Genomic DNA, 19,032 nt, shown 5'->3' with positions numbered 1-19,032 from the left:
TGTTTTATTATGAACAAAATTCAAAATTGCCGCTTAAATCAAGGGCAAAGCTCATGGCATCTAATGATGTTAGGACTTATTCTCAAAGTAAATGCAAAAAGGATTAAAAATTTGCATTTACCTTGAGAAGTCGAAATGCGACAAAAAACCAGTTCATACTATTATCAATAGAGTAAACGAATGGAGAAGTTGAAAAGGATTTTTCTTGCAAGAACACGCGTTCTGCCTTATAATGAATATGTATTAAGTTTGAGTCGAGGAAAAAGAGTCTGTAGATACCGATACGGTCTTGAAGTCTGAATGCCGGTGAATGTATATTGCAGATTTCACGGCATATGCTATAATATATGTGTAAAGTAAAAGTATTATAGTACAAGAAATGTAGTCTCGGCAGATGCTCGTGGCTGCATATACAACAAAGTCTGATAAAGACTAAATGAATAAGGGATATTCCCTGAAAACAATCAGGGATGCCCAAACTTTCCCTGTTTATATAGATAAAATTATAATTCTACTTAAGTAGGGAAAGAGAGGATATCTAAGATATGAGCAATTATGGAACACCTTATGATGACTCATTTCGCACATTACTGACGGACTGTAAACGATTGATTGTCCCATTGGTAAACGAAATGTTTGGAGAAAATTGGCAGGAAACAGAGAATGTGGAACTGTATCAGAATGAAGTGTTTATCACAACAGGAGCCGATGAAAAGCGAATCACAGATTCAAATTTTACAATCGGTAACTCAAGACGGTATCACATTGAATGTCAAAGTAGCGTAGACGGCACAATGACGGTACGGATTTTTGAGTATTCGACGCAGATTGCAATTACTACTGCAGAATCAGATGTTTCAAAAACGGTATTCACAATGCCTGCATCTGGAATTTTATATTTAAGATGCAATGATAGTACACCAGATTCCCATGAAATTGTGGTAAATACACCTGGAGGAACTGTAAGCTATAAAATTCCAATTGTAAAGATCAAAGATTACAGTTTGGATGATATGCTTAGTAAGAAGTTGTTTTTCTTAATTCCGTTTTATTTTTTCAATTACTCACTTGAAAAAATGGAAAAAGATCATGCGTTGATTGAAGATATGAAAAATACATATCTTAAGTTGTGGGATCAGTTGGAATCGTTGGTTCAACAAGGCAAAATATCGGAATTTGAAAAATCTGCAATCAAAGCAATGTGTGACAAGGTAGCACAATCATTAACCAATAAATACGATAACGTGAAGGAAGGAGTTGATTCTGTTATGGGTGGAGAAATACTTGATTATGAAGCAAAACGGATCAGGAATGAAAGCAGGAATGAAAGCAATATTGAAGCAGTGTATAACATGCTTGTTGCAAATGTGGATGAATCCGTGGTACAGCGAATGTACCCAGAACAGTTTGAAGCTGGAAAGAAACGTTTTGTTTCTTCTAAACACGTAAATGTATAATTGCCTATTTAAGGACCATCTCAGTGATGAGGTGGTCCTTTTCTTATGCCCTCGAAGCAGGATCATCTTCTAACAGATCCTCAATTGCACAATCCAAAGCATTTGCCAGTCGGTTCAAAATATCTCCCTGTGCATGATTGATGTTGCGAGTACGCTGTTCGTACGCCTTTATCGTTTGAAGGTTTACACCGGATCTGATTGATAATTGACCTTGTGAAAGTTTTTTCTTTTCTCGTAATTTCTTAAGATTGCCCATTTTAAGCCAAAATACCACTGTAGTGACCCGGAATGTACGTTTGAGTTCAACATTATAAATCATTTACATTGATTTTACGTGAAATTGTGGGTACTATTCATAGTAGAACATGAAAATTTATAGTTACCGTCCAAAAACAACCAAGGTGAGGAAAACGATTGATTTTCTGTTTGAAAAATGCTACAGTATTACCAGATTTTGTGAAAATCCGCTAAAAGTAGAAGATGACTGGATAAAAGACTATGCACTGGAAGAGGAAATATGATAATTATAATTGTAGTGCATTTTATGAACCATCCTATGTGATAGCAAGGGCATATCAAAATGGAAGATTTTCATTTGGTGGGAGGGATAAGATGAAGAAAAAAATTGCGTTGGTAATCACAATTGCGGTATGCATAGTATCCGTATCAGCAAATGTTTATCAGTACAGGGTGATACGGAACAAAGACGCCCAGATTGTATGGAACCAAACGACAGAGGATCAGATGTTTCAGGGTATTCTGGGACACATACAGGAGGAGATTTTATATTTACAAACATGTGAGCCGGACGAAAAAGATTTTAGGATCGGGGTGGCGTTTGGGTATTGCCGTGAGGCTGTAAACGCGTATATAACAACAAGTTATGGGGCATCATGGAAGGAACATGATCTTCAACAGATGGTGTCTGAGTTTGAAGGGTATCTGGAAAATTTACAGTCCGATGAAACACAGTGGAAAAATGCAAAGAATGGTGACTTAGATCGGTTGTATGATGCGTGGTCAGAGGTACTTACGCAGATCGATAAGGGAAAGAAAGCCCGTGTTGCAGCAGCTTCAAAAGTGAGACAGATTTTGAAAAATTGTGCAACGTCCCCAACCTCATAATGAGAAATTTTCGTTGAATTCGACCTTTGAATGCCCTCTTTTCCTTGTGGTACAATAGAAATACAGGGAAAAGGGGGAATTATCTTGTATCAGATAGGAGAATTTATTGTCAAAGCTGCAAACGGAGTATGTGAGGTAAAGGATCTGGTGCATCTGGATTTTTCAGATACAGATTCTAAAAAACTGTACTATCACCAGCAATGATCCGGAGCGTCTGGTGGGGATCATCAAACTGATCTGCGACCGGAAAGAAGAGCGTGTCCGGCAGGGCAGAAAAGTTACGGCGGTGGATGGGCGTTATTTTAAACTGGCAGAGAATCTGCTGTATGGGGAACTGGAAGTGGCACTGGATAAAGACACAGAGGAAATCCACAGGCTTATTCAGGAGCAGTGTGGGTAATCCCATAATTTAATCGTTTTAAGCTTCCCTTCTGGAAGGTATATTCCGGCGTGTGAAACGGATAGGTGACTTCATCTTCATAATACCATGGGTCATCTTCGTGCGCCGGATTTTTTAATACATGAAATTGTTGTGCCGGCATATATCCCTGTGCAAGCAGGAAGGCTTTTTTGCCGTCTGCATTTTCGCACAGATCAACGACCATCACAACATGCCCCGGATTTCCGCCTTTTAAAAACACATCTCCCACCTGCAGATCAGATAGCGGGATCGGCTGTGCTTCGGTATCCATGGAGGCGGTACCGGCATAAGAAAAAACGATACGCAGATAGTCTTTCAAACTGTCGTAGGAAGTGTCCGGCTGTGCACTTTTGATCCAGCTTACATTATTTCCGTTTACACGGATACGGTAACCGTCTGCCCACTTCGTATACTGGGCGTCAAATCCATTCGTAAAATGAAAAGCAATGCGATCGTATTGCTTTGTACTCCAAAAATATTCTGCATATACCCGGATGGCGGAATCCGCGCATTGCTGGAGATCCTCATGTTCAAGTGGGAGATCAAATACGGCAACATGAGCCTTTTGATTGCGTTTTTTACTGCCGTCATATAATAGAACGGGACTTTGATCAGGCTCCATGGCATAGTTTCGCAAAAACTCTGCAAGACTTCCGTCGGCTTCTTTGGTTCTTGTGTAACCGTCCGATGTGTGGATCCGGCTTTCTAATGTCATGCCGGAAGCGTCAATCAGAGAAAGCGTGGAAGAAGTTTCCGTTTCTGTTGGTCCGGCCTGCGGTTCTGTCTGTCTGGAAATAGTTTTCTGTGAATCCGTCTGTGAATGGCTGGCATGACAACCGGTGAACGTGATGCCAAGGGATAGGATGCCGATTCCGAATAATAATCTTTGTACTAATTTTTTCAATGTTTTCTTCCTCATTTAAATATAATCTATGACAGAGCATACCACACTTTTGGAGAAAATAATAGAAATTGTTCTTGACAGGTAAAAACGTGTTTGATAATGTTATTTCATAAAGTTATATTGTTTCTGAATATTATATTAGTAAATGTCAACAGGAACAAATCACGGGGGATTCTCCCACGACTCCATGAAATTTAAAAAACAGAATGAAGGGTTACATGATAACTTGACATACTACTATTGAATAGGGTAATGTAAAGGAGAAAAGATGGTCAGAACATTTATACAGACACGCGAATTTTCCAGGAATTGGGATAAACTTGGGTTTAAGGATGAAGATTTAAGAAAGCTGGAATTAGAATTGCTGGAAAATTCTGATTTACATCCGGTAATAAAGGGAACAGGAGGACTTCGAAAGATCAGAATTCCTTTTGCAAATGAAGGGAAAAGTGGCAGTGCCCGTGTTTGCTATGTGGATTTTGTGGTTCAAGAGGTTATTTATTTGATTACCGTGTATTCTAAAAATGAAAAAGAAAATCTGTCGCAAGCTGAACGTAATGGTATCAAAAGTTTAATTGAACAATTGAAATTGAAGTTATAGGAGAAGAAATAATATGAGCGATGTATATGAAAGTATTGTGGCTGGATTACAGGAAGCCATTGAGGATGCAAAAAGTAAAGAAAAAAAACTTCCGCGCCGTGTCGTGACAGTTGTTCCTGTTAAGGAATACAATGCCAGCGAAGTAAAGAAGATTCGTAACGAAACCGGAATGTCGCAAAAGACATTTGCAAGTTATCTTGGTGTTTCCTGTAAGACTGTGGAGGCATGGGAATCTGGAATCAATCATCCGTCAGGTGCAGCAAGCCGTCTTCTGCATATGATGGAGATGGATCGAAATCTCACAAAAGAATTTCCTTTTGTATCCATAGAGGAATAATAAATAATACATGAGTGTTTTCCAAAAACCGGAAGACACTCATTTTTATTGAGAAAAATAATTCTTGCATAATACCCACAGGGGGTATATAATGCGATGCAGAAGGATACCCATACAGGGTATCGGAGAGAGAGGAGACATAATCCGAATGGAAAAAGAACATACTTGTGAATGCTGTAAGAAAAAAGAGCGTTCCGAGAAGGAACGGAAAGATATGATCAATCGCCTGAGCCGCATTGAAGGACAGATCCGCGGCATCAAAGGCATGGTAGAAAAAGACTGTTACTGCCCGGATATCATCACACAGGTAGCGGCTGCCAATGCGGCACTCAACAGTTTTAATAAAGTCCTGCTGGCACAACATATCCGTACCTGCGTCGCAGATGGCATCCGAAACGGCGAGGACGATAAAGTAGACGAATTAGTAACGATGTTACAAAAATTAATGAAGTAAGAAATGTAGGAGGCAACTATGAAGCAATATGAAGTGACCGGCATGAGCTGTGCGGCATGCTCCGCCCGCGTGGAAAAAGCCGTCTCCAAAGTGCCGGGTGTGACTTCCTGCTCTGTCAGCCTGCTGACCAACTCCATGGGAGTGGAAGGCACGGCAACCGATCAGGAAATCGTAAATGCAGTTGTCGCAGCCGGATACGGCGCAGCACCCAAAGGCGCAAAAAAAGAACAGACCGCAGCAGAAGAGGAAGAAGCATTAAAAGACCACGAGACACCGAAACTGCGCAAGCGTCTGATCGCATCGGTCATCTTTCTTGTCGTGCTGATGTATTTTTCCATGGGACATATGATGTGGGGCTGGCCGGTACCGGCTGCCATGAAAGACAATCATGTGGCAATGGGAATGTTGCAGATGCTTTTAACCATCATCATCATGGTGATCAACCAGAAGTTCTTTGTGAGCGGTTTTACCAGCCTGCTCCACGGCGCACCAAATATGGATACACTGGTGGCACTCGGCGCCGGAGCATCGTTTGGATACAGTACGTATGCCCTGTTTGCCATGACCGGAGCGCAGGTGCGCGGCGATATGGACGCGGTCATGGGCTACATGCATGAATTTTATTTCGAGTCTGCGGCAATGATCCTGACACTCATCACCGTCGGAAAAATGCTCGAATCCCACGCAAAAGGCAGGACAACCGATGCCTTAAAGAGCCTTATGCGGCTGGCACCGAAGACCGCAACGGTGGTGCGGGACGGACAGGAAGTTACCGTGTCAATTGCAGAAGTGCGGCAGGGGGATATCTTTGTCGTGCGTCCGGGGGAAAATATTCCGGTCGATGGAATTGTTATAGAAGGTAGCAGTGCGGTCAACGAGGCAGCACTCACCGGAGAGAGTATTCCGGTCGACAAACAGAAAGGCTCCTCCGTCAGCGCGGCAACGACGAACCAGTCCGGGTTCCTGCGCTGTGAGGCAACCCGTGTGGGAGAAGACACCACGCTTTCCCAGATCATCAAAATGGTGTCGGATGCGGCAGCCACCAAGGCGCCGATTGCAAAAATCGCCGATAAAGTATCCGGTGTGTTTGTACCGACGGTCATCATCATTGCAGGGATCACCATCATCGTCTGGCTGATTGCCGGAAAAGACGTCGGGTTTGCACTGGCGCGTGGCATTTCCGTGCTCGTTATCAGCTGTCCGTGTGCGCTGGGACTTGCAACACCTGTAGCGATCATGGTCGGAAACGGCATGGGAGCTAAAAACGGAATCCTGTTCAAAAATGCCGTGGCACTGGAGAATGCAGGAAAAACGCAGATCGTGGCATTGGACAAGACCGGTACAATCACAACCGGGGAACCGCGTGTGACGGACATTCTCCCAGCAAAGGAATATACGGAGCGGGAGCTGATGCAGCTTGCCGCGGATCTGGAGAGTTCCAGTGAACATCCGCTGGCAAAGGCAGTTATGGAGCACGCAAAGACAAGCGGTATTTCCAATACTGCAGTGCACGATTTTCAGGCATTGCCGGGCAACGGACTTTCCGCAGTGCGCGGAGAAGATCTGCTGCTGGGTGGAAGTGTTTCTTATATGCAGCAGAAGGTAAGCGTGGACGTGGCCATGACAGAACAGGCAAAGAAACTGGCAGAAGAGGGAAAAACACCGTTGCTTTTTGCCAAAAACCATACCTGTGCCGGTCTGGTTGCCGTAGCAGACACGATCAAAGAGGACAGTCCGCAGGCGGTAGCTAAGCTGCGTGAGATGGGAATCCGAGTCATTATGCTGACCGGGGACAACGAGCGCACAGCAAAAGCCATCGGCGCACAGGCAGGAGTGGACGAGGTGATCGCAGGTGTTCTGCCGGAAGAAAAAGAGGCGGAGATCCGCAAACTCAGAGAACACGGCAGAGTTGCCATGGTCGGAGACGGTATCAACGATGCACCGGCACTGACGCGTGCAGACACCGGAATCGCCATCGGTGCCGGAACCGATGTGGCAATCGATGCGGCATCCGTTGTCCTGGTTAAGAGCCGTCTGCGGGATGTTCCGGCGGCCATCCGCCTAAGCCGGGCAACGCTGCGGAACATCCATGAAAATCTGTTCTGGGCATTCTTTTATAATGTAATAGGGATTCCACTTGCAGCCGGAGTGTGGTATCCTATATTTGGGTGGAAATTAAATCCGATGTTTGGCGCGGCAGCCATGAGTTTATCGAGCTTTTGTGTCGTGACCAACGCATTACGGCTGAACCTGTTTTCCGTACATGGAAAAGCAAATAAAAAGGCTGTACCGGCAGCAAAACCGACAGAAATGAAAATAAGCGAAAGTGAGGAAACAAAAATGACAAAGACAATGCATATTGAAGGAATGATGTGCGGACACTGTGAGGCAACCGTAAAGAAAGCACTAGAGGCACTTCCGGAAGTAACATCCGCAGAAGTCAGCCATGAGGCTGGCACTGCCGTTGTGACCTCATCCACGGAAGTGGCAGATGATGTATTAAAGAAAACGGTAGAAGAGAAAGATTACAAGGTTACAGCGATTGATTAAGAATGTTACAGCGGTCCAATGGAACGTGGAGCCGCCTGTTTCCGTCGGAGAAGGGTGGAGTGGAACATGTATTTTTTTAATAAAAAAATAAAAATCCTGCGTGGGTTTGCACTGGTATGTGTGCTTGCGCTGGGATTGTGTTTGACAGGGGGACTGCAAATAGCAGAGGCAAAAACAACAACGTATTATGACGCATCGGCAGGCAGGCTGCACGTCAAAGGAACAAAACTTGTGGACAAAAAGGGGCATGAAGTACAGCTTCGCGGAGTCAGCACACATGGATTGAGCTGGTATCCGCAGTACGTCAATGACAAGTGTTTTGCCCAGCTGCATGATAAATGGGGAGCAAATGTCGTGCGCCTAGCCATGTATACCGAAGAGTATAACGGATACTGCAGTGGAGATGCAAAGAACCGCAGTGACTTAAAGAAACTGATTAAAAAGGGAGTCAGACTGGCAAAGAAACATAAAATGTATGTGATCGTGGACTGGCATATCTTAAGCGATGGAAATCCGAATTCCCATAAGAAAGAAGCAAAGGCCTTTTTCAGGGAAATGTCCAGGGAATTTAAGGGTTACAACAATGTGATTTATGAGATCTGCAATGAGCCGAATAACGGAACAAGCTGGAAAGAGATCAAATCCTATGCCAGGAGTGTCATTTCCACCATTCGCAAAAATGACAAAAAGGCGGTGATCGTTGTAGGAACACCGACCTGGTCACAGGATGTGGATCAGGCGGCAGCAGATCCGATCAAGGGGGATAATATCATGTATGCGCTGCATTTTTATGCAGCCACACACAAAGCAGATCTGCGCAATAAAATGACCGCAGCCATCAACAAAGGACTTCCGGTATTTGTCACGGAATATGGAATCTGTGATGCTTCCGGAAACGGAGCCATTGACAAAAAAGAGGCAGACCGCTGGGTACAGACGATGGATGAATATGGTGTCAGCTACATTGCATGGAATCTGTCAAACAAACAGGAATCTTCTTCTATTATTAAAAGCAGCTGTTCGAAAGTCAGCGGTTTCAAGAAAAGTGAGCTGAGTGACGAGGGCAAGTGGCTGTATCACCTGCTTCGCAAGAAGGCTGGACTGACAAAGTAGTGATGGAATGATTACATAACACGGGCATGCCCGGGAAAGGAGGGAATCATGCGGATACAAAAAAGCCGGATGAGGTGTGTAGGCATCTTTTTGGCGGTTGTCATATGTTTTTTTGCGGTGCAGCAGAGCTATGGAGTGCAAAATATGTACGATATCACGCAGGCGGAGCCGGATCATCTTGCGGTACATACGATGGAGCGGCAGCAGGGTTCCTTCCTTGATATCCTCGGACGTTCCGAACTGACACAGTCCGAACAGGCGCGTCTGACCGTCAGTGCACGGGTCACGCGGCTGAATGCAGAACGCAACATCATTTTGTGGGCAGGACTTGCAAGCGGATTTGCCGGGAATGCTACCCGGATTTATCTGGCATCCTGCCGTATCGAAAACATATTTGTGCGCAGCCATGCGTGGATCATGGCATACATACACTGGCAGGACGGGGAAAAAGCTTCTGACTCTTTGAAATAAGCGACCATTTTCAAAGAGTTCAGGAGGAAAATTTCATGTTAGAAAAAGTCATTATCGTAGTTGTAGTAGCAGTTGTTGTGTTGGCCGCAGGTGTGGCATGGTGGTTTGAGAACGGATCAGCAAGCCATAATGAGGGCGGTCATGCGGCGGATGTGGACAGCAATGAACTGACAAAACTGGAAAAATAAATACATAATGAAAGAGGGAATGTTTCTGTGTGGGAACATTCCTTTTTCTTGTGCGTTTCTTTGTGTTTTGGGGACATATAGAGAAAAAGTAAGCCAGAAAGTCTCGGTGAAAGTTGCCGGAGGGACATATGTAGAAAAAGTGCATTGAAAAATCCCGGGAAAAATTGGCAAAGGGACATATGTAGAAAAAGTGCATTGAAAAATCCCGAGAGAAGTTGGTAAAAGGACATATGTAGAAAAAGCGCATGAAAAAGTCCCACAGGATCTGTTTAACAGGACATAAATGAGCACTTTTTTATCATATGTCCTCTATTTAGTTCGTCATGGGACATGGACGGCTATTTTTTTGCCATATGTCCTCTTATTCAGTTCGTCATGGGACATAGACAAGAATATTTGCTTTATATGACCTCATATCATTATAAGCAGTATATAATTTAATTATATGCGTGAAGGCAGGTGTTGATTTGAATCTTGGTATTGAAAAGGAAACTTTATTTTGGAGTCAAACCTGATGGAACTGTTGTGGGACAGGTTGTGACAGAAGAGTCTTTGTGGGAAGTAAGTAATAAGCAAACATATCCTTGCATAAACTGTACAAACACAGGAATGCAGGGGTATTTTTTTGAAAGCTTATATTGAAGAAAGAGCCGTGGAAATCGCAAACTATATCATTGAACATAAGGCAACTGTGCGGCAGGCTGCCAAACATTACGGGATTTCAAAATCGACCGTTCACAAGGATATCACGGATCGGCTGTGCCAGGTGAATCCGGCACTTGCGGCAGAAACCCGCAAGATTATTGATGTGAATAAATCCGAACGTCATATCCGCGGAGGAATGGCAACAAAGGAAAAATATGCACATTTGCATGCAGTATAGATTTTCTCCTGTCGTGCGTGTTATAATGGGATAACATGCAGGAGGAAAAAACAGTGAATAATATGAAAAAAGAACAGCTCCGCCTTTATGCGGTGACCGACCGCACCTGGCTGGGCAATGAAACATTATATGAGCAGGTAGAGAAAGCACTGGAAGGTGGCGCCACTCTGGTACAGCTGCGTGAGAAGGAACTTCCGGAAGCGGATGTGCAGAAGGAGGCAGAAGAATTGCTGGAACTTTGCCATCGTTACGGGGTGAAACTCATTCTGGATGATGATGTGGAACTGGCGGCAAAAGTCGGCGCGGACGGGGTTCATATCGGACAGTCCGATATGGAACTGGCGCACGCGCGTGAGATTCTCGGACCGGATAAAATCATTGGTGTGACGGCAAAAACCGTGGAACAGGCGAAAGCCGCAGAAGCGGGAGGCGCTGATTATCTGGGAAGTGGTGCTGTGTTTGGCTCTACAACCAAAAAGGATGCCATTCCGATGAAGCACGAGCTGCTGGAAGAAATCTGCCACAGCGTGAAAATTCCGGTTGTGGCAATCGGGGGAATCACGGCAGAGAATGTTTTGCAGTTAAAAGGCAGAGGCATCGCGGGTGTCGCAGTTGTCAGCGGCATTTTTGCCTGCGAGGATATTGAGACAGGCACCCGGCATCTTGGAGAACTTGTAGAACAGATCATATAAAGGAAACAAAAGAGGAGTAAAAAAGTAAAATGAAGAATCATCTGCAGATAAAAAAATTGACATTGACGGCACTTTTCACGGCGGTGGCTGTGGTCGGGAGTATGTTTTCTTTCCCGGTATTGGGCTCAAAATGTGCGCCGGTACAGCATCTGGTGAATGTACTGTGCGCGGTAACGGTCGGACCATGGTGGGGGCTGGCACAGGCTTTTATGGCGGCATTGATCCGTAATCTGACAGGGCTTGGCAGCCCACTGGCATTTCCGGGAAGTATGTGTGGTGCACTGCTTGCAGGACTACTTTACCAGTATGGGAAAAAGCTTCCGTTTGCATATGTGGGAGAAGTGTTTGGAACCGGTATCATCGGCGGAATGCTTTCTTATCCGATTGCGTATCTGATTATGGGGAATAAAGCAGCGGCATTGTTTACATTTGTAGTGCCGTTTTTGATCAGTACCTGTGGTGGTACGATCATTGCAATTATCGTGACCATTCCAATGAAAAAGGCAGGAATTCTGGACGGTGAAATACAAAGACGGGAGAAACTGTGATGAAATTTTCCGGGGAAAAAGTGGTGGAAATTTATGAGAAAATACAACAGAAACGTCCGATTATCCACTGTATCACAAATGCCGTGACGGTCAACGATTGTGCGAATATCCTTCTGGCGGCAGGTGCGTCACCGACGATGGCACACCATCCCTGTGAGGTGGAAGAGATCACGGCAGGTACAGCGGCACTGATCTGTAATTTCGGGGCCATCTCGGATTATGAGGCGATGAAGACTGCCGGAAAGCGGGCGCATGCGCTGGGACATCCGATCGTGATTGATCCGGTCGGGGTGTCGGGGTCTTCCTATCGGCGTGAAAAATGTCTGGAGTTGATGAAAATAATCCATCCGACCTGTATCCGGGGAAATTATTCGGAAATACAGGCATTGCTGCACAACTGTGGAACGGTTACTGGGGTGGATGCAGCCGAGGATGCGCTGGCGGAAGCAGAAGAAACGGATTTGCCGGAGCTGATGAAGCAGTATGCAAAGGAAAATCAGATGATTCTTGTCGCATCCGGAGAAACTGATCTGATCACGGATGGAAGCTGCGTCTACCGGTGTCATAATGGAAGCCCGATGATGGCAAGGATTACGGGAAGCGGCTGTATGTCCACCGTGATGCTTGGTGCTTTTTTAAGTGCGGAAAATTCGGTGGAGAGTGTAGTGGCATGCTGTGCGTTTACTGGCATTGCAGGAGAACTTGCGGCGAAAGAAATGACCGCGCAAAAGAGAGGGACGATGACGTTTCGCAACTGGTTTATTGATGCCGTGTCTTTGATGACACCGGAACAGTTGGAACATGGAACAGATGTGGACTGGTTTTAAAAGTACGAACGGAGAAGTGGATATAAATGGAAAATATAGTATTGAAAGCGTCCGACGGTTACGCGCTGAGTCTGGCGGTATTTGAACGTGAGCATCCGCGGGGATACATTCAGATCATTCATGGGATGGAGGAACATAAGGAGCGTTATGAGGCTTTCGCTGAACAGCTGTGGCAGGCGGGATTTACGGTGGTGACATCGGACATGCGGGGGCATGGGGAACATGCTCCAAAGCTGGGGTTCTTTAAAGAAAAAGACGGTGACCGTTATCTGTTGTCGGATCAGGTACAGATCACGGCATATATCAGGGAGCGGTTTCAAACGGAAAAGGTGATGATTTTTGCACATTCCATGGGAACCATCATTGCAAGGAATCTGCTTTGTACCCAGTCACACAGTTACGCAAAGGTGGTACTGAGCGGATTCCCGAATTATCCGGGAACACAGATTATCCGCATAGGGTTTTTCCTGACGAATTTGCTCACAAGGGCGCGTGGACCGATGTATCATTCCAAGCTGGTGCAGCAACTGTCAGTGGGAAATTTTAATAAGCAGGTAAAACATGCAAAAACCGAAGCGGACTGGATCTGTTCCGATGAGCAGGTGGTACAGGCATATCTGAAAGATCCGTATTGTGGGCATGGATTCAGCGTCTCCGCTTTTCACGATCTGTATATGCTGACTACAGCCATGCATCAGGTGTCAAATTACCGGGACGTAAATGAGGCATTACCGATTCTGATGATCCGCGGTAGCGAAGATCCGTGCACCGGGTATGAAAAAGGTGCCAAAGACAGTGTGGACACGCTGAAACAGGCAGGTTTTTCCAATATTTCCACAATTACCTATCCGCATATGCGCCATGAAATACTGAATGAGAAAGAAAATGAAAAAGTTTACGCGGATGTGATTGCATTTTACGAGAAAACGTGAGGTTGTGACTTGTAAAATCACAGGGGCTTTATTATAATGGTAGAAAAATGGTGTACTTTTGAAAAATGCACCACATAAATGCAAAAATGCATTTTAGAAAACAGGAGGAAACACAATATGGATCAGGAGAAAGTCATCGTCATTGACTTCGGTGGTCAGTACAATCAGCTGGTTGCACGCCGCGTCCGCGAGTGCAATGTGTACTGTGAGATTTATTCTTACCGTACCGACATCGAACAGATCAAGGCAATGAATCCAAAGGGAATTATCCTCACCGGCGGCCCGAACAGCTGCTATGAGGCAGATTCCCCGACATACACGAAAGAATTATTTGAACTTGGCATCCCGGTTCTCGGTCTGTGCTATGGTGCGCAGTTGATGAATCATATCCTCGGTGGAAAAGTAGAAAAGGCACCGGTACGTGAGTACGGAAAAACGGAAGTGTTCGTGGACAAGTCTTCTCCGCTTTTTGAGGGAGTGGCAACGGATTCGGCAGAAGGATCTACCATCTGCTGGATGAGTCATTTTGATTATATTTCCAAGCCGGCACCGGGATTTCAGGTGGTAGCACATACTGCTGACTGTCCGGTAGCGACAGATGAAAACCCGGAGAAAAAACTTTATGCAATCCAGTTCCATCCGGAAGTACTGCATACCGTAGAGGGAAGCAGGATGCTTCACAACTTTGTAAGAAATATCTGTGGATGTGCCGGCACCTGGCGCATGGATTCTTTCGTGGAGCATACAATCAAAGAGATCCGTGAAAAAGTCGGTGATGGAAAGGTTCTCCTTGCATTATCCGGAGGTGTGGATTCTTCTGTTGCAGCAGGACTTCTTTCCCGTGCAATCGGAAAACAGCTTACTTGCGTATTCGTCGATCACGGTCTGCTCCGAAAGAACGAAGGAGACGAGGTTGAGGAGGTCTTCGGACCGAACGGACAGTTTGACCTGAACTTTATCCGTGTCAACGCGCAGGAGCGTTATTATGGAAAACTTGCCGGTGTGACAGAACCGGAGAAAAAACGTAAAATTATCGGAGAGGAATTCATCCGTGTCTTCGAGGAAGAGGCAAAGAAGATCGGAGCCGTGGATTTCCTGGCACAGGGAACCATCTACCCGGATGTGGTAGAGTCCGGACTTGGCGGAGAATCCGCAGTGATCAAGTCCCACCACAACGTCGGCGGTCTCCCGGATTATGTGGATTTCAAGGAAATCATCGAGCCGCTGCGCAACCTCTTCAAAGATGAAGTCCGCAAAGCGGGTCTGGAGCTTGGCATCCCTGAGAAACTTGTCTTCCGTCAGCCATTCCCGGGACCGGGACTTGGTATCCGTATTATCGGTGAGGTAACTGCAGAGAAGGTTCGTATCGTGCAGGATGCCGATTACATTTACCGTGAGGAAGTGGATGCCGCGGTAGAGGAATACCGCAAAGAGCATGGAGAGGCACCGGAGTGGATGCCAAACCAGTATTTCGCCGCGCTCACCAATATGCGAAGCGTGGGTGTCATGGGCGATGAGAGAACGTATGACTACGCGGTTGCACTGCGTGCGGTCAATACGGTTGATTTCATGACAGCGGAAGCTGCCAATATACCGTTCGAGGTGTTACAGAAGGTTATGAGCAGGATTATCAATGAAGTGAAGGGGGTAAACCGCTGCTTCTATGATATTACCAGTAAGCCGCCTGGGACGATTGAGTTTGAATAACGGATTGAAATGCCGAAAGCCTGTAATTTATGCGGGCTTCCGGCATTTGTTTTATCAAATGGCTCTAGTTTGGCTCTATTTGTGGGGAGAGTAATTGATGCAAATGTAATTATTGAGATGAATGAAAAGGAAAAAATGATATGAAGAAATGCAAACTTCTTTTACTTGATTTAGACGGAACTTTATTACAGAGTGACAAAACAATATCAACTAGAACGTTATCAGCTCTAAAAAAATGCAGGGAAAATGATATATTGATAGGTGTTTCTACCTCCAGAAGTGAGCAAAACTCTTTGGTATTTTTAAATGAATTGATGCCCGATATTTTAATATCGAGTGGAGGGGCATTAGTAAAATACAAAACAGAATATATTTATAGGGCAGAATTTTCCGAAGAAGAAACTAATGTGATGATTGACATGGCAAGAAATATTTGTGGAAATGATTGCGAAATTACGATAGATACAATAGATGCACATTATTGGAATTATAAAATAGATCCTAAGAAGTTAGATAAGAGTTGGGGAGATAGTATTTATACAGATTTTTCAGATTTTAACGAATGTTCATTAAAAATGTGTGTTGAGATATTTAATCAAGATAAGGCAGATAAGCTAGCTCGAAGTCTCTCTGATTGTGATTGTATTCGTTTCTCTGATGGATTTTGGTACAAGTTTACAAAAAAGAATGTGACGAAAGAAAACGCAATTATGAAGATTACGGAAGTATGTGGATTTAGTACAGATTCAATTATTGCATTTGGAGATGATTATGCAGATATCGGAATGCTTGAATTATGTGGAACAGGTGTTGCAATGGGGAATGCGATTGATGAGGTAAAAGAGAGAGCGGATATTGTAATTGGTTCAAATGATGAAGAGGGAATTGCGGATTTTATTGAGAATGAAATATTATAGATATGTACATGGAGAGGAAATATGGTGGAAGTAAGATTTTATGATACAGTTAATGACGAACTATTGAAATTTGCAGTAATTATCTCACAGAGTAACGGCAAGTGGGTATTTTGCAAGCATAAAGAAAGAGATACATATGAAGTGCCGGGAGGGCATAGAGAAGATGGTGAGGATATTCTTGAAACAGCCAAACGAGAACTATATGAAGAAACAGGAGCAATAACTTTTGATATTACTCCAATTTGTATATATTCTGTGACTGCACCAGATAATTTCGATGGAATGGAGACTTTTGGAAAATTATTCTTCTCAGATATATATACATTTGAAAAAGAGCTTCACAGTGAAATTGAAAAAATAGCAATTATGGATGAACTACCGATTAATTGGACTTATCCGGAAATTCAACCCAAACTGCTGGAAGAAGCAAGGAAAAGAGGATTTCTGCCCAAGAAGGAAGAAATAAAATGGCTGTTTTTTGATGTTGGCTCGACGTTGGTTGATGAAAGCAAAGTTTATGAAGACAGGATGAAAAGGATAGCGGATTTATCAGGTTTAACTTACGAGCAAATTAATAAATATGCCATGTCGTTTTATAAAGAAAACAAAAAAGGAGATTTAGAGGTAGCAAGGCAATTGGGGGTGAAATTACCTAAATGGGAATCGCAATACGAGAGGCTGTATACAGATACTAAAGATTGTTTGAAAAAGTTAAGTAGAATTTATAAAATTGGTGTAATTGCAAACCAATCATTAGGAACTTCTGAGAGATTAGAAAATCTTGGAGTACGAAAATATATTGATTTGATTATCGCATCAGCAGAAGAAGGCGTTTCAAAACCTGATAGGCGCATATTTGAAATTGCATTGGAAAGAAGCTGTTGTAAGCCAGAGAATGCAGTCATGATTGGTGACCGTATTGATAATGATATTGTACCCGCAAAACAGTTGGGTATGAAAACTATATGGGTAAAACAGGGATTAGGAAGTTTGTGGAATATAACAGATGAGAGTGAAAAAGCTGATATTGAAGTTAATAATCTATCTGATATTTTGAATTTTTTATAGGAGACCAGTTATGAAATATGCAAAGAAATTAAGAAAAGGTGATAAAGTTGCAATAGTGAGTTTATCGAGTGGAATGCTAGGTGAAGCATTTTGTAGTCATAATATTGAAATCGGTGTTAAGAGATTAAGGGAATATGGTTTAGAAACATCGTTTATGCCAAATTCGCTAAAAGGAATTGAATATTTGAAGGCTAATCCCAAAGCAAGGGCAAAAGATTTAAAAGATGCTTTTATGGATGATTCAATTGCTGGCATTATATGTGCAATAGGCGGCGATGATACTTACAGACTTTTGCCATATTTGCTAGAGGATGAGGAATTTATTGATGCAGTTCACAAGAGTCCAAAATTGTTCACGGGTTTTTCAGATACTACGATTAATCATTTGATGTTTTATAAGCTGGGACTATCTACATATTATGGACCTAATTTTATATGCGACTTAGCAGAAATCTCTGATGAAATGCTGCCATATAGTAAGAAGGCATTTGAAAGCTATATAGAAGGAAATGAATATCGTGAGATTACATCAAGTGAAATATGGTATCAGAAAAGAACTGATTTTTCAAAAGAGGCAGTTGGGACAGAGAGAATCTCACATAAAGAAGAGCATGGATTTGAGCTTTTACAAGGAAAAGACTACTTTGAGGGTAGATTGTTAGGTGGGTGTTTAGAGAGTTTATATGATATTTTGACAACAACGAGATATGAAAACGAAAAAGCAGTATGTGAAAAATATGGACTGTTTCCTGATATAGCGGAATGGAAAGAGAAGATTCTTTTTATTGAAACCTGTGAAGAAAAACCGGTGCCAGAGCAGTTTGAAAAAGAAGTTGCTATGATTAAAAAGAAGGGGGTATTTGATGTTGTCAGCGGAGTTCTGGTTGGAAAGCCACAGGATGAGGAATATTACGAAGAATATAAGGATATTCTTGTGAAGGTAGTAAATGATCCGGATTTACCGATTGTTTACAATGTGAATTTTGGACATGCAACTCCAAGATGCGTTTTGCAGTATGGTGCTATGGCTAGAGTGGATATGAAAAGGAAAATAATAAAATGTGAGGTAATGTAAATATGCTAAGATTAAGACCATACAATAAAAATGATGCAGAAATAATTATGTCGTGGATAAAGGGAGAGAATGCTTTTTATAAATGGACAGCAGGAGTTTTAGGTGAATATCCAATTTCTGCGGAGCAGTTCAATATGGTAAGTAATCTTATGGCATTTACTGCTATTGATGATAATGAGATAGTGGGATTTTTTACCATGAGAAGACCGAATGAATTTTATGAGGAATTACGGTTTGGCTTTGTAATTGTTGATTCGAAAAAACGTGGGCAGGGATATGGAAAAAATATGCTGAAATTAGGCTTAAAATATGCTAAAGAAATATTTGGTGCTAATAAAGTTTCATTAGGTGTTTTTGAGAATAATGAATCAGCTTATTATTGCTATAAGGCAATAGGTTTTGAGGATGTATCTCAAGATGAAATAGAAAAGTATACTGTAATGGGAGAAGAATGGAATTGCTTAGAATTGGAAATGAAACTATAAAATAAATTGTCGGCAGAACGAGATACATTTATGAAAGAAAAAGAGGAGTATTTGGAGAGTATTCAAAGTAAATTAAGAAAATTGTTGTTTGAAGAAATTGCATTAGAAGATGCTAGAAAGATGTATAATTAAAGCAGTGATATAAAACAACATTCACAGCAGATTTATGTGAAAAATTGAACCCAAAAAAGAGTTTGAATAATTTTTTTTTAATAAAATATAGAAGGATTTATTTTTCAATAGTAAATGAAGAAGGCTCCAGGATATTTTAAGAGAT

The 19,032-nt window shown here is 43.0% G+C and carries 23 protein-coding genes; 21 read left to right on the top strand and 2 right to left on the bottom strand.

The genetic code is table 11. The annotated features are described in order from the left end of the window. Positions 1-545: 545 nt before the first annotated feature. The gene (locus M72_RS11435; protein ID WP_055068316.1) at positions 546-1,457 is read left to right on the top strand and encodes a hypothetical protein; all 912 of its coding nucleotides are present in this window, start codon (positions 546-548) and stop codon (positions 1,455-1,457) included. Positions 1,458-1,500: 43 nt separating this feature from the next. Here M72_RS11435 and M72_RS11430 read toward each other — a convergent pair whose 3' ends face one another. After that, on the bottom strand, positions 1,501-1,776 hold the full coding sequence (locus tag M72_RS11430) for a helix-turn-helix domain-containing protein (protein ID WP_055068315.1): 276 nt from the start codon (positions 1,774-1,776) through the stop codon (positions 1,501-1,503). Positions 1,777-1,822: 46 nt separating this feature from the next. Between M72_RS11430 and M72_RS17210 the strand changes: the two genes are divergently transcribed. The 3 genes from M72_RS17210 to M72_RS11420 all read left to right on the top strand — a co-directional run bounded on the left by M72_RS17210 (position 1,823) and on the right by M72_RS11420 (position 2,982). Next, entirely contained in the window at positions 1,823-1,978 is a 156-nt protein-coding gene (locus M72_RS17210; RefSeq protein WP_156337573.1) for a hypothetical protein, read from the top strand. Between the two features lie 91 nt (positions 1,979-2,069). Beyond that, positions 2,070-2,582 (top strand): hypothetical protein, encoded by a 513-nt coding sequence (locus M72_RS16905; RefSeq protein ID WP_055068314.1) that lies wholly within the window; start codon positions 2,070-2,072, stop codon positions 2,580-2,582. Positions 2,583-2,799: 217 nt separating this feature from the next. Further along, the gene (locus M72_RS11420; RefSeq protein WP_055068313.1) at positions 2,800-2,982 is read left to right on the top strand and encodes a hypothetical protein; all 183 of its coding nucleotides are present in this window, start codon (positions 2,800-2,802) and stop codon (positions 2,980-2,982) included. Here the strand turns inward: M72_RS11420 and M72_RS11415 are convergent. After that, on the bottom strand, positions 2,960-3,907 hold the full coding sequence (locus M72_RS11415) for a DUF4846 domain-containing protein (RefSeq protein WP_022044895.1): 948 nt from the start codon (positions 3,905-3,907) through the stop codon (positions 2,960-2,962). The genes M72_RS11420 and M72_RS11415 overlap by 23 nt on opposite strands. A gap of 268 nt (positions 3,908-4,175) precedes the next feature. Between M72_RS11415 and M72_RS11410 the strand changes: the two genes are divergently transcribed. The 17 genes from M72_RS11410 (at position 4,176) to M72_RS11335 (ending at position 18,755) form a co-directional block, all read left to right on the top strand. Then, positions 4,176-4,508: a type II toxin-antitoxin system RelE/ParE family toxin gene (locus tag M72_RS11410; protein ID WP_022044896.1), complete on the top strand. Its 333-nt coding sequence runs from the start codon at positions 4,176-4,178 to the stop codon at positions 4,506-4,508. A 13-nt stretch (positions 4,509-4,521) separates the two neighbouring features. Continuing rightward, the gene (locus tag M72_RS11405; protein ID WP_022044897.1) at positions 4,522-4,845 is read left to right on the top strand and encodes a helix-turn-helix domain-containing protein; all 324 of its coding nucleotides are present in this window, start codon (positions 4,522-4,524) and stop codon (positions 4,843-4,845) included. Positions 4,846-4,993: 148 nt separating this feature from the next. Further along, positions 4,994-5,299, top strand: coding sequence for a metal-sensing transcriptional repressor (locus M72_RS11400; RefSeq protein ID WP_022044898.1), 306 nt, complete (start codon positions 4,994-4,996; stop codon positions 5,297-5,299). An 18-nt stretch (positions 5,300-5,317) separates the two neighbouring features. Then, positions 5,318-7,849 carry a heavy metal translocating P-type ATPase gene (locus M72_RS11395; RefSeq protein ID WP_055068312.1) on the top strand — a complete coding sequence of 844 codons (2,532 nt, stop codon included), beginning with the start codon at positions 5,318-5,320 and terminating at the stop codon, positions 7,847-7,849. Between the two features lie 66 nt (positions 7,850-7,915). Next, positions 7,916-8,962 (top strand): glycoside hydrolase family 5 protein, encoded by a 1,047-nt coding sequence (locus M72_RS11390; protein WP_055068311.1) that lies wholly within the window; start codon positions 7,916-7,918, stop codon positions 8,960-8,962. A gap of 48 nt (positions 8,963-9,010) precedes the next feature. Next, positions 9,011-9,433: a hypothetical protein gene (locus M72_RS11385; RefSeq protein ID WP_055068310.1), complete on the top strand. Its 423-nt coding sequence runs from the start codon at positions 9,011-9,013 to the stop codon at positions 9,431-9,433. 35 nt (positions 9,434-9,468) lie between these two features. Beyond that, positions 9,469-9,621 (top strand): hypothetical protein, encoded by a 153-nt coding sequence (locus M72_RS17205; RefSeq protein ID WP_022044902.1) that lies wholly within the window; start codon positions 9,469-9,471, stop codon positions 9,619-9,621. Between the two features lie 625 nt (positions 9,622-10,246). After that, on the top strand, positions 10,247-10,504 hold the full coding sequence (gene spoIIID, locus M72_RS11380; RefSeq protein ID WP_022045217.1) for a sporulation transcriptional regulator SpoIIID: 258 nt from the start codon (positions 10,247-10,249) through the stop codon (positions 10,502-10,504). Positions 10,505-10,566: 62 nt separating this feature from the next. Continuing rightward, positions 10,567-11,196 carry a thiamine phosphate synthase gene (gene thiE, locus M72_RS11375; protein WP_055068412.1) on the top strand — a complete coding sequence of 210 codons (630 nt, stop codon included), beginning with the start codon at positions 10,567-10,569 and terminating at the stop codon, positions 11,194-11,196. Between the two features lie 29 nt (positions 11,197-11,225). After that, on the top strand, positions 11,226-11,744 hold the full coding sequence (thiW, locus tag M72_RS11370) for an energy coupling factor transporter S component ThiW (RefSeq protein ID WP_022045215.1): 519 nt from the start codon (positions 11,226-11,228) through the stop codon (positions 11,742-11,744). Next, entirely contained in the window at positions 11,744-12,571 is an 828-nt protein-coding gene (thiM, locus tag M72_RS11365; protein WP_055068309.1) for a hydroxyethylthiazole kinase, read from the top strand. The genes thiW and thiM overlap by 1 nt, the downstream gene beginning before the upstream one ends. A 26-nt stretch (positions 12,572-12,597) precedes the next feature. Beyond that, positions 12,598-13,503 carry an alpha/beta fold hydrolase gene (locus tag M72_RS11360; protein WP_055068308.1) on the top strand — a complete coding sequence of 302 codons (906 nt, stop codon included), beginning with the start codon at positions 12,598-12,600 and terminating at the stop codon, positions 13,501-13,503. Between the two features lie 117 nt (positions 13,504-13,620). Next, a complete protein-coding gene (guaA, locus tag M72_RS11355; RefSeq protein ID WP_055068307.1) occupies positions 13,621-15,210 on the top strand; it encodes a glutamine-hydrolyzing GMP synthase in 1,590 nt (529 codons plus the stop codon). 140 nt (positions 15,211-15,350) lie between these two features. Then, positions 15,351-16,127, top strand: a complete 777-nt coding sequence (locus M72_RS11350; protein WP_055068306.1) for a Cof-type HAD-IIB family hydrolase — start codon at positions 15,351-15,353, stop codon at positions 16,125-16,127. A gap of 21 nt (positions 16,128-16,148) precedes the next feature. Then, positions 16,149-17,195: an HAD-IA family hydrolase gene (locus tag M72_RS11345; RefSeq protein WP_055068305.1), complete on the top strand. Its 1,047-nt coding sequence runs from the start codon at positions 16,149-16,151 to the stop codon at positions 17,193-17,195. A 10-nt stretch (positions 17,196-17,205) separates the two neighbouring features. Continuing rightward, the gene (locus tag M72_RS11340) at positions 17,206-18,270 is read left to right on the top strand and encodes a S66 family peptidase (protein ID WP_055061100.1); all 1,065 of its coding nucleotides are present in this window, start codon (positions 17,206-17,208) and stop codon (positions 18,268-18,270) included. A gap of 2 nt (positions 18,271-18,272) precedes the next feature. Continuing rightward, complete coding sequence (locus tag M72_RS11335) at positions 18,273-18,755, top strand: GNAT family N-acetyltransferase (protein ID WP_055068304.1); 483 nt, start codon at positions 18,273-18,275, stop codon at positions 18,753-18,755. Positions 18,756-19,032: the final 277 nt, after the last annotated feature.

Origin of the sequence: Roseburia faecis (assembly GCF_001406815.1) — a bacterium.
Lineage (GTDB): Bacteria > Bacillota > Clostridia > Lachnospirales > Lachnospiraceae > Roseburia > Roseburia faecis.
Note: the sequence above shows the minus strand (reverse complement) of the source record. Positions and strands in the feature narration are given on the sequence as shown.

Coding starts and splice junctions, on each gene's coding strand:
- M72_RS11350 (WP_055068306.1), top strand. CDS start 15,351: ATGAAGAAATGCAAACTTCTTTTACTTGATTTAGACGGAACTTTATTA.
- M72_RS11390 (WP_055068311.1), top strand. CDS start 7,916: ATGTATTTTTTTAATAAAAAAATAAAAATCCTGCGTGGGTTTGCACTG.
- M72_RS11340 (WP_055061100.1), top strand. CDS start 17,206: ATGAAATATGCAAAGAAATTAAGAAAAGGTGATAAAGTTGCAATAGTG.
- M72_RS16905 (WP_055068314.1), top strand. CDS start 2,070: ATGAAGAAAAAAATTGCGTTGGTAATCACAATTGCGGTATGCATAGTA.
- thiM (WP_055068309.1), top strand. CDS start 11,744: ATGAAATTTTCCGGGGAAAAAGTGGTGGAAATTTATGAGAAAATACAA.
- M72_RS11395 (WP_055068312.1), top strand. CDS start 5,318: ATGAAGCAATATGAAGTGACCGGCATGAGCTGTGCGGCATGCTCCGCC.
- thiE (WP_055068412.1), top strand. CDS start 10,567: ATGAAAAAAGAACAGCTCCGCCTTTATGCGGTGACCGACCGCACCTGG.
- M72_RS11345 (WP_055068305.1), top strand. CDS start 16,149: ATGGTGGAAGTAAGATTTTATGATACAGTTAATGACGAACTATTGAAA.
- M72_RS17210 (WP_156337573.1), top strand. CDS start 1,823: ATGAAAATTTATAGTTACCGTCCAAAAACAACCAAGGTGAGGAAAACG.
- M72_RS11430 (WP_055068315.1), bottom strand. CDS start 1,776: ATGATTTATAATGTTGAACTCAAACGTACATTCCGGGTCACTACAGTG.
- M72_RS11360 (WP_055068308.1), top strand. CDS start 12,598: ATGGAAAATATAGTATTGAAAGCGTCCGACGGTTACGCGCTGAGTCTG.
- M72_RS17205 (WP_022044902.1), top strand. CDS start 9,469: ATGTTAGAAAAAGTCATTATCGTAGTTGTAGTAGCAGTTGTTGTGTTG.
- M72_RS11400 (WP_022044898.1), top strand. CDS start 4,994: ATGGAAAAAGAACATACTTGTGAATGCTGTAAGAAAAAAGAGCGTTCC.
- M72_RS11335 (WP_055068304.1), top strand. CDS start 18,273: ATGCTAAGATTAAGACCATACAATAAAAATGATGCAGAAATAATTATG.
- M72_RS11435 (WP_055068316.1), top strand. CDS start 546: ATGAGCAATTATGGAACACCTTATGATGACTCATTTCGCACATTACTG.
- M72_RS11385 (WP_055068310.1), top strand. CDS start 9,011: ATGCGGATACAAAAAAGCCGGATGAGGTGTGTAGGCATCTTTTTGGCG.
- M72_RS11405 (WP_022044897.1), top strand. CDS start 4,522: ATGAGCGATGTATATGAAAGTATTGTGGCTGGATTACAGGAAGCCATT.
- guaA (WP_055068307.1), top strand. CDS start 13,621: ATGGATCAGGAGAAAGTCATCGTCATTGACTTCGGTGGTCAGTACAAT.
- thiW (WP_022045215.1), top strand. CDS start 11,226: ATGAAGAATCATCTGCAGATAAAAAAATTGACATTGACGGCACTTTTC.
- M72_RS11410 (WP_022044896.1), top strand. CDS start 4,176: ATGGTCAGAACATTTATACAGACACGCGAATTTTCCAGGAATTGGGAT.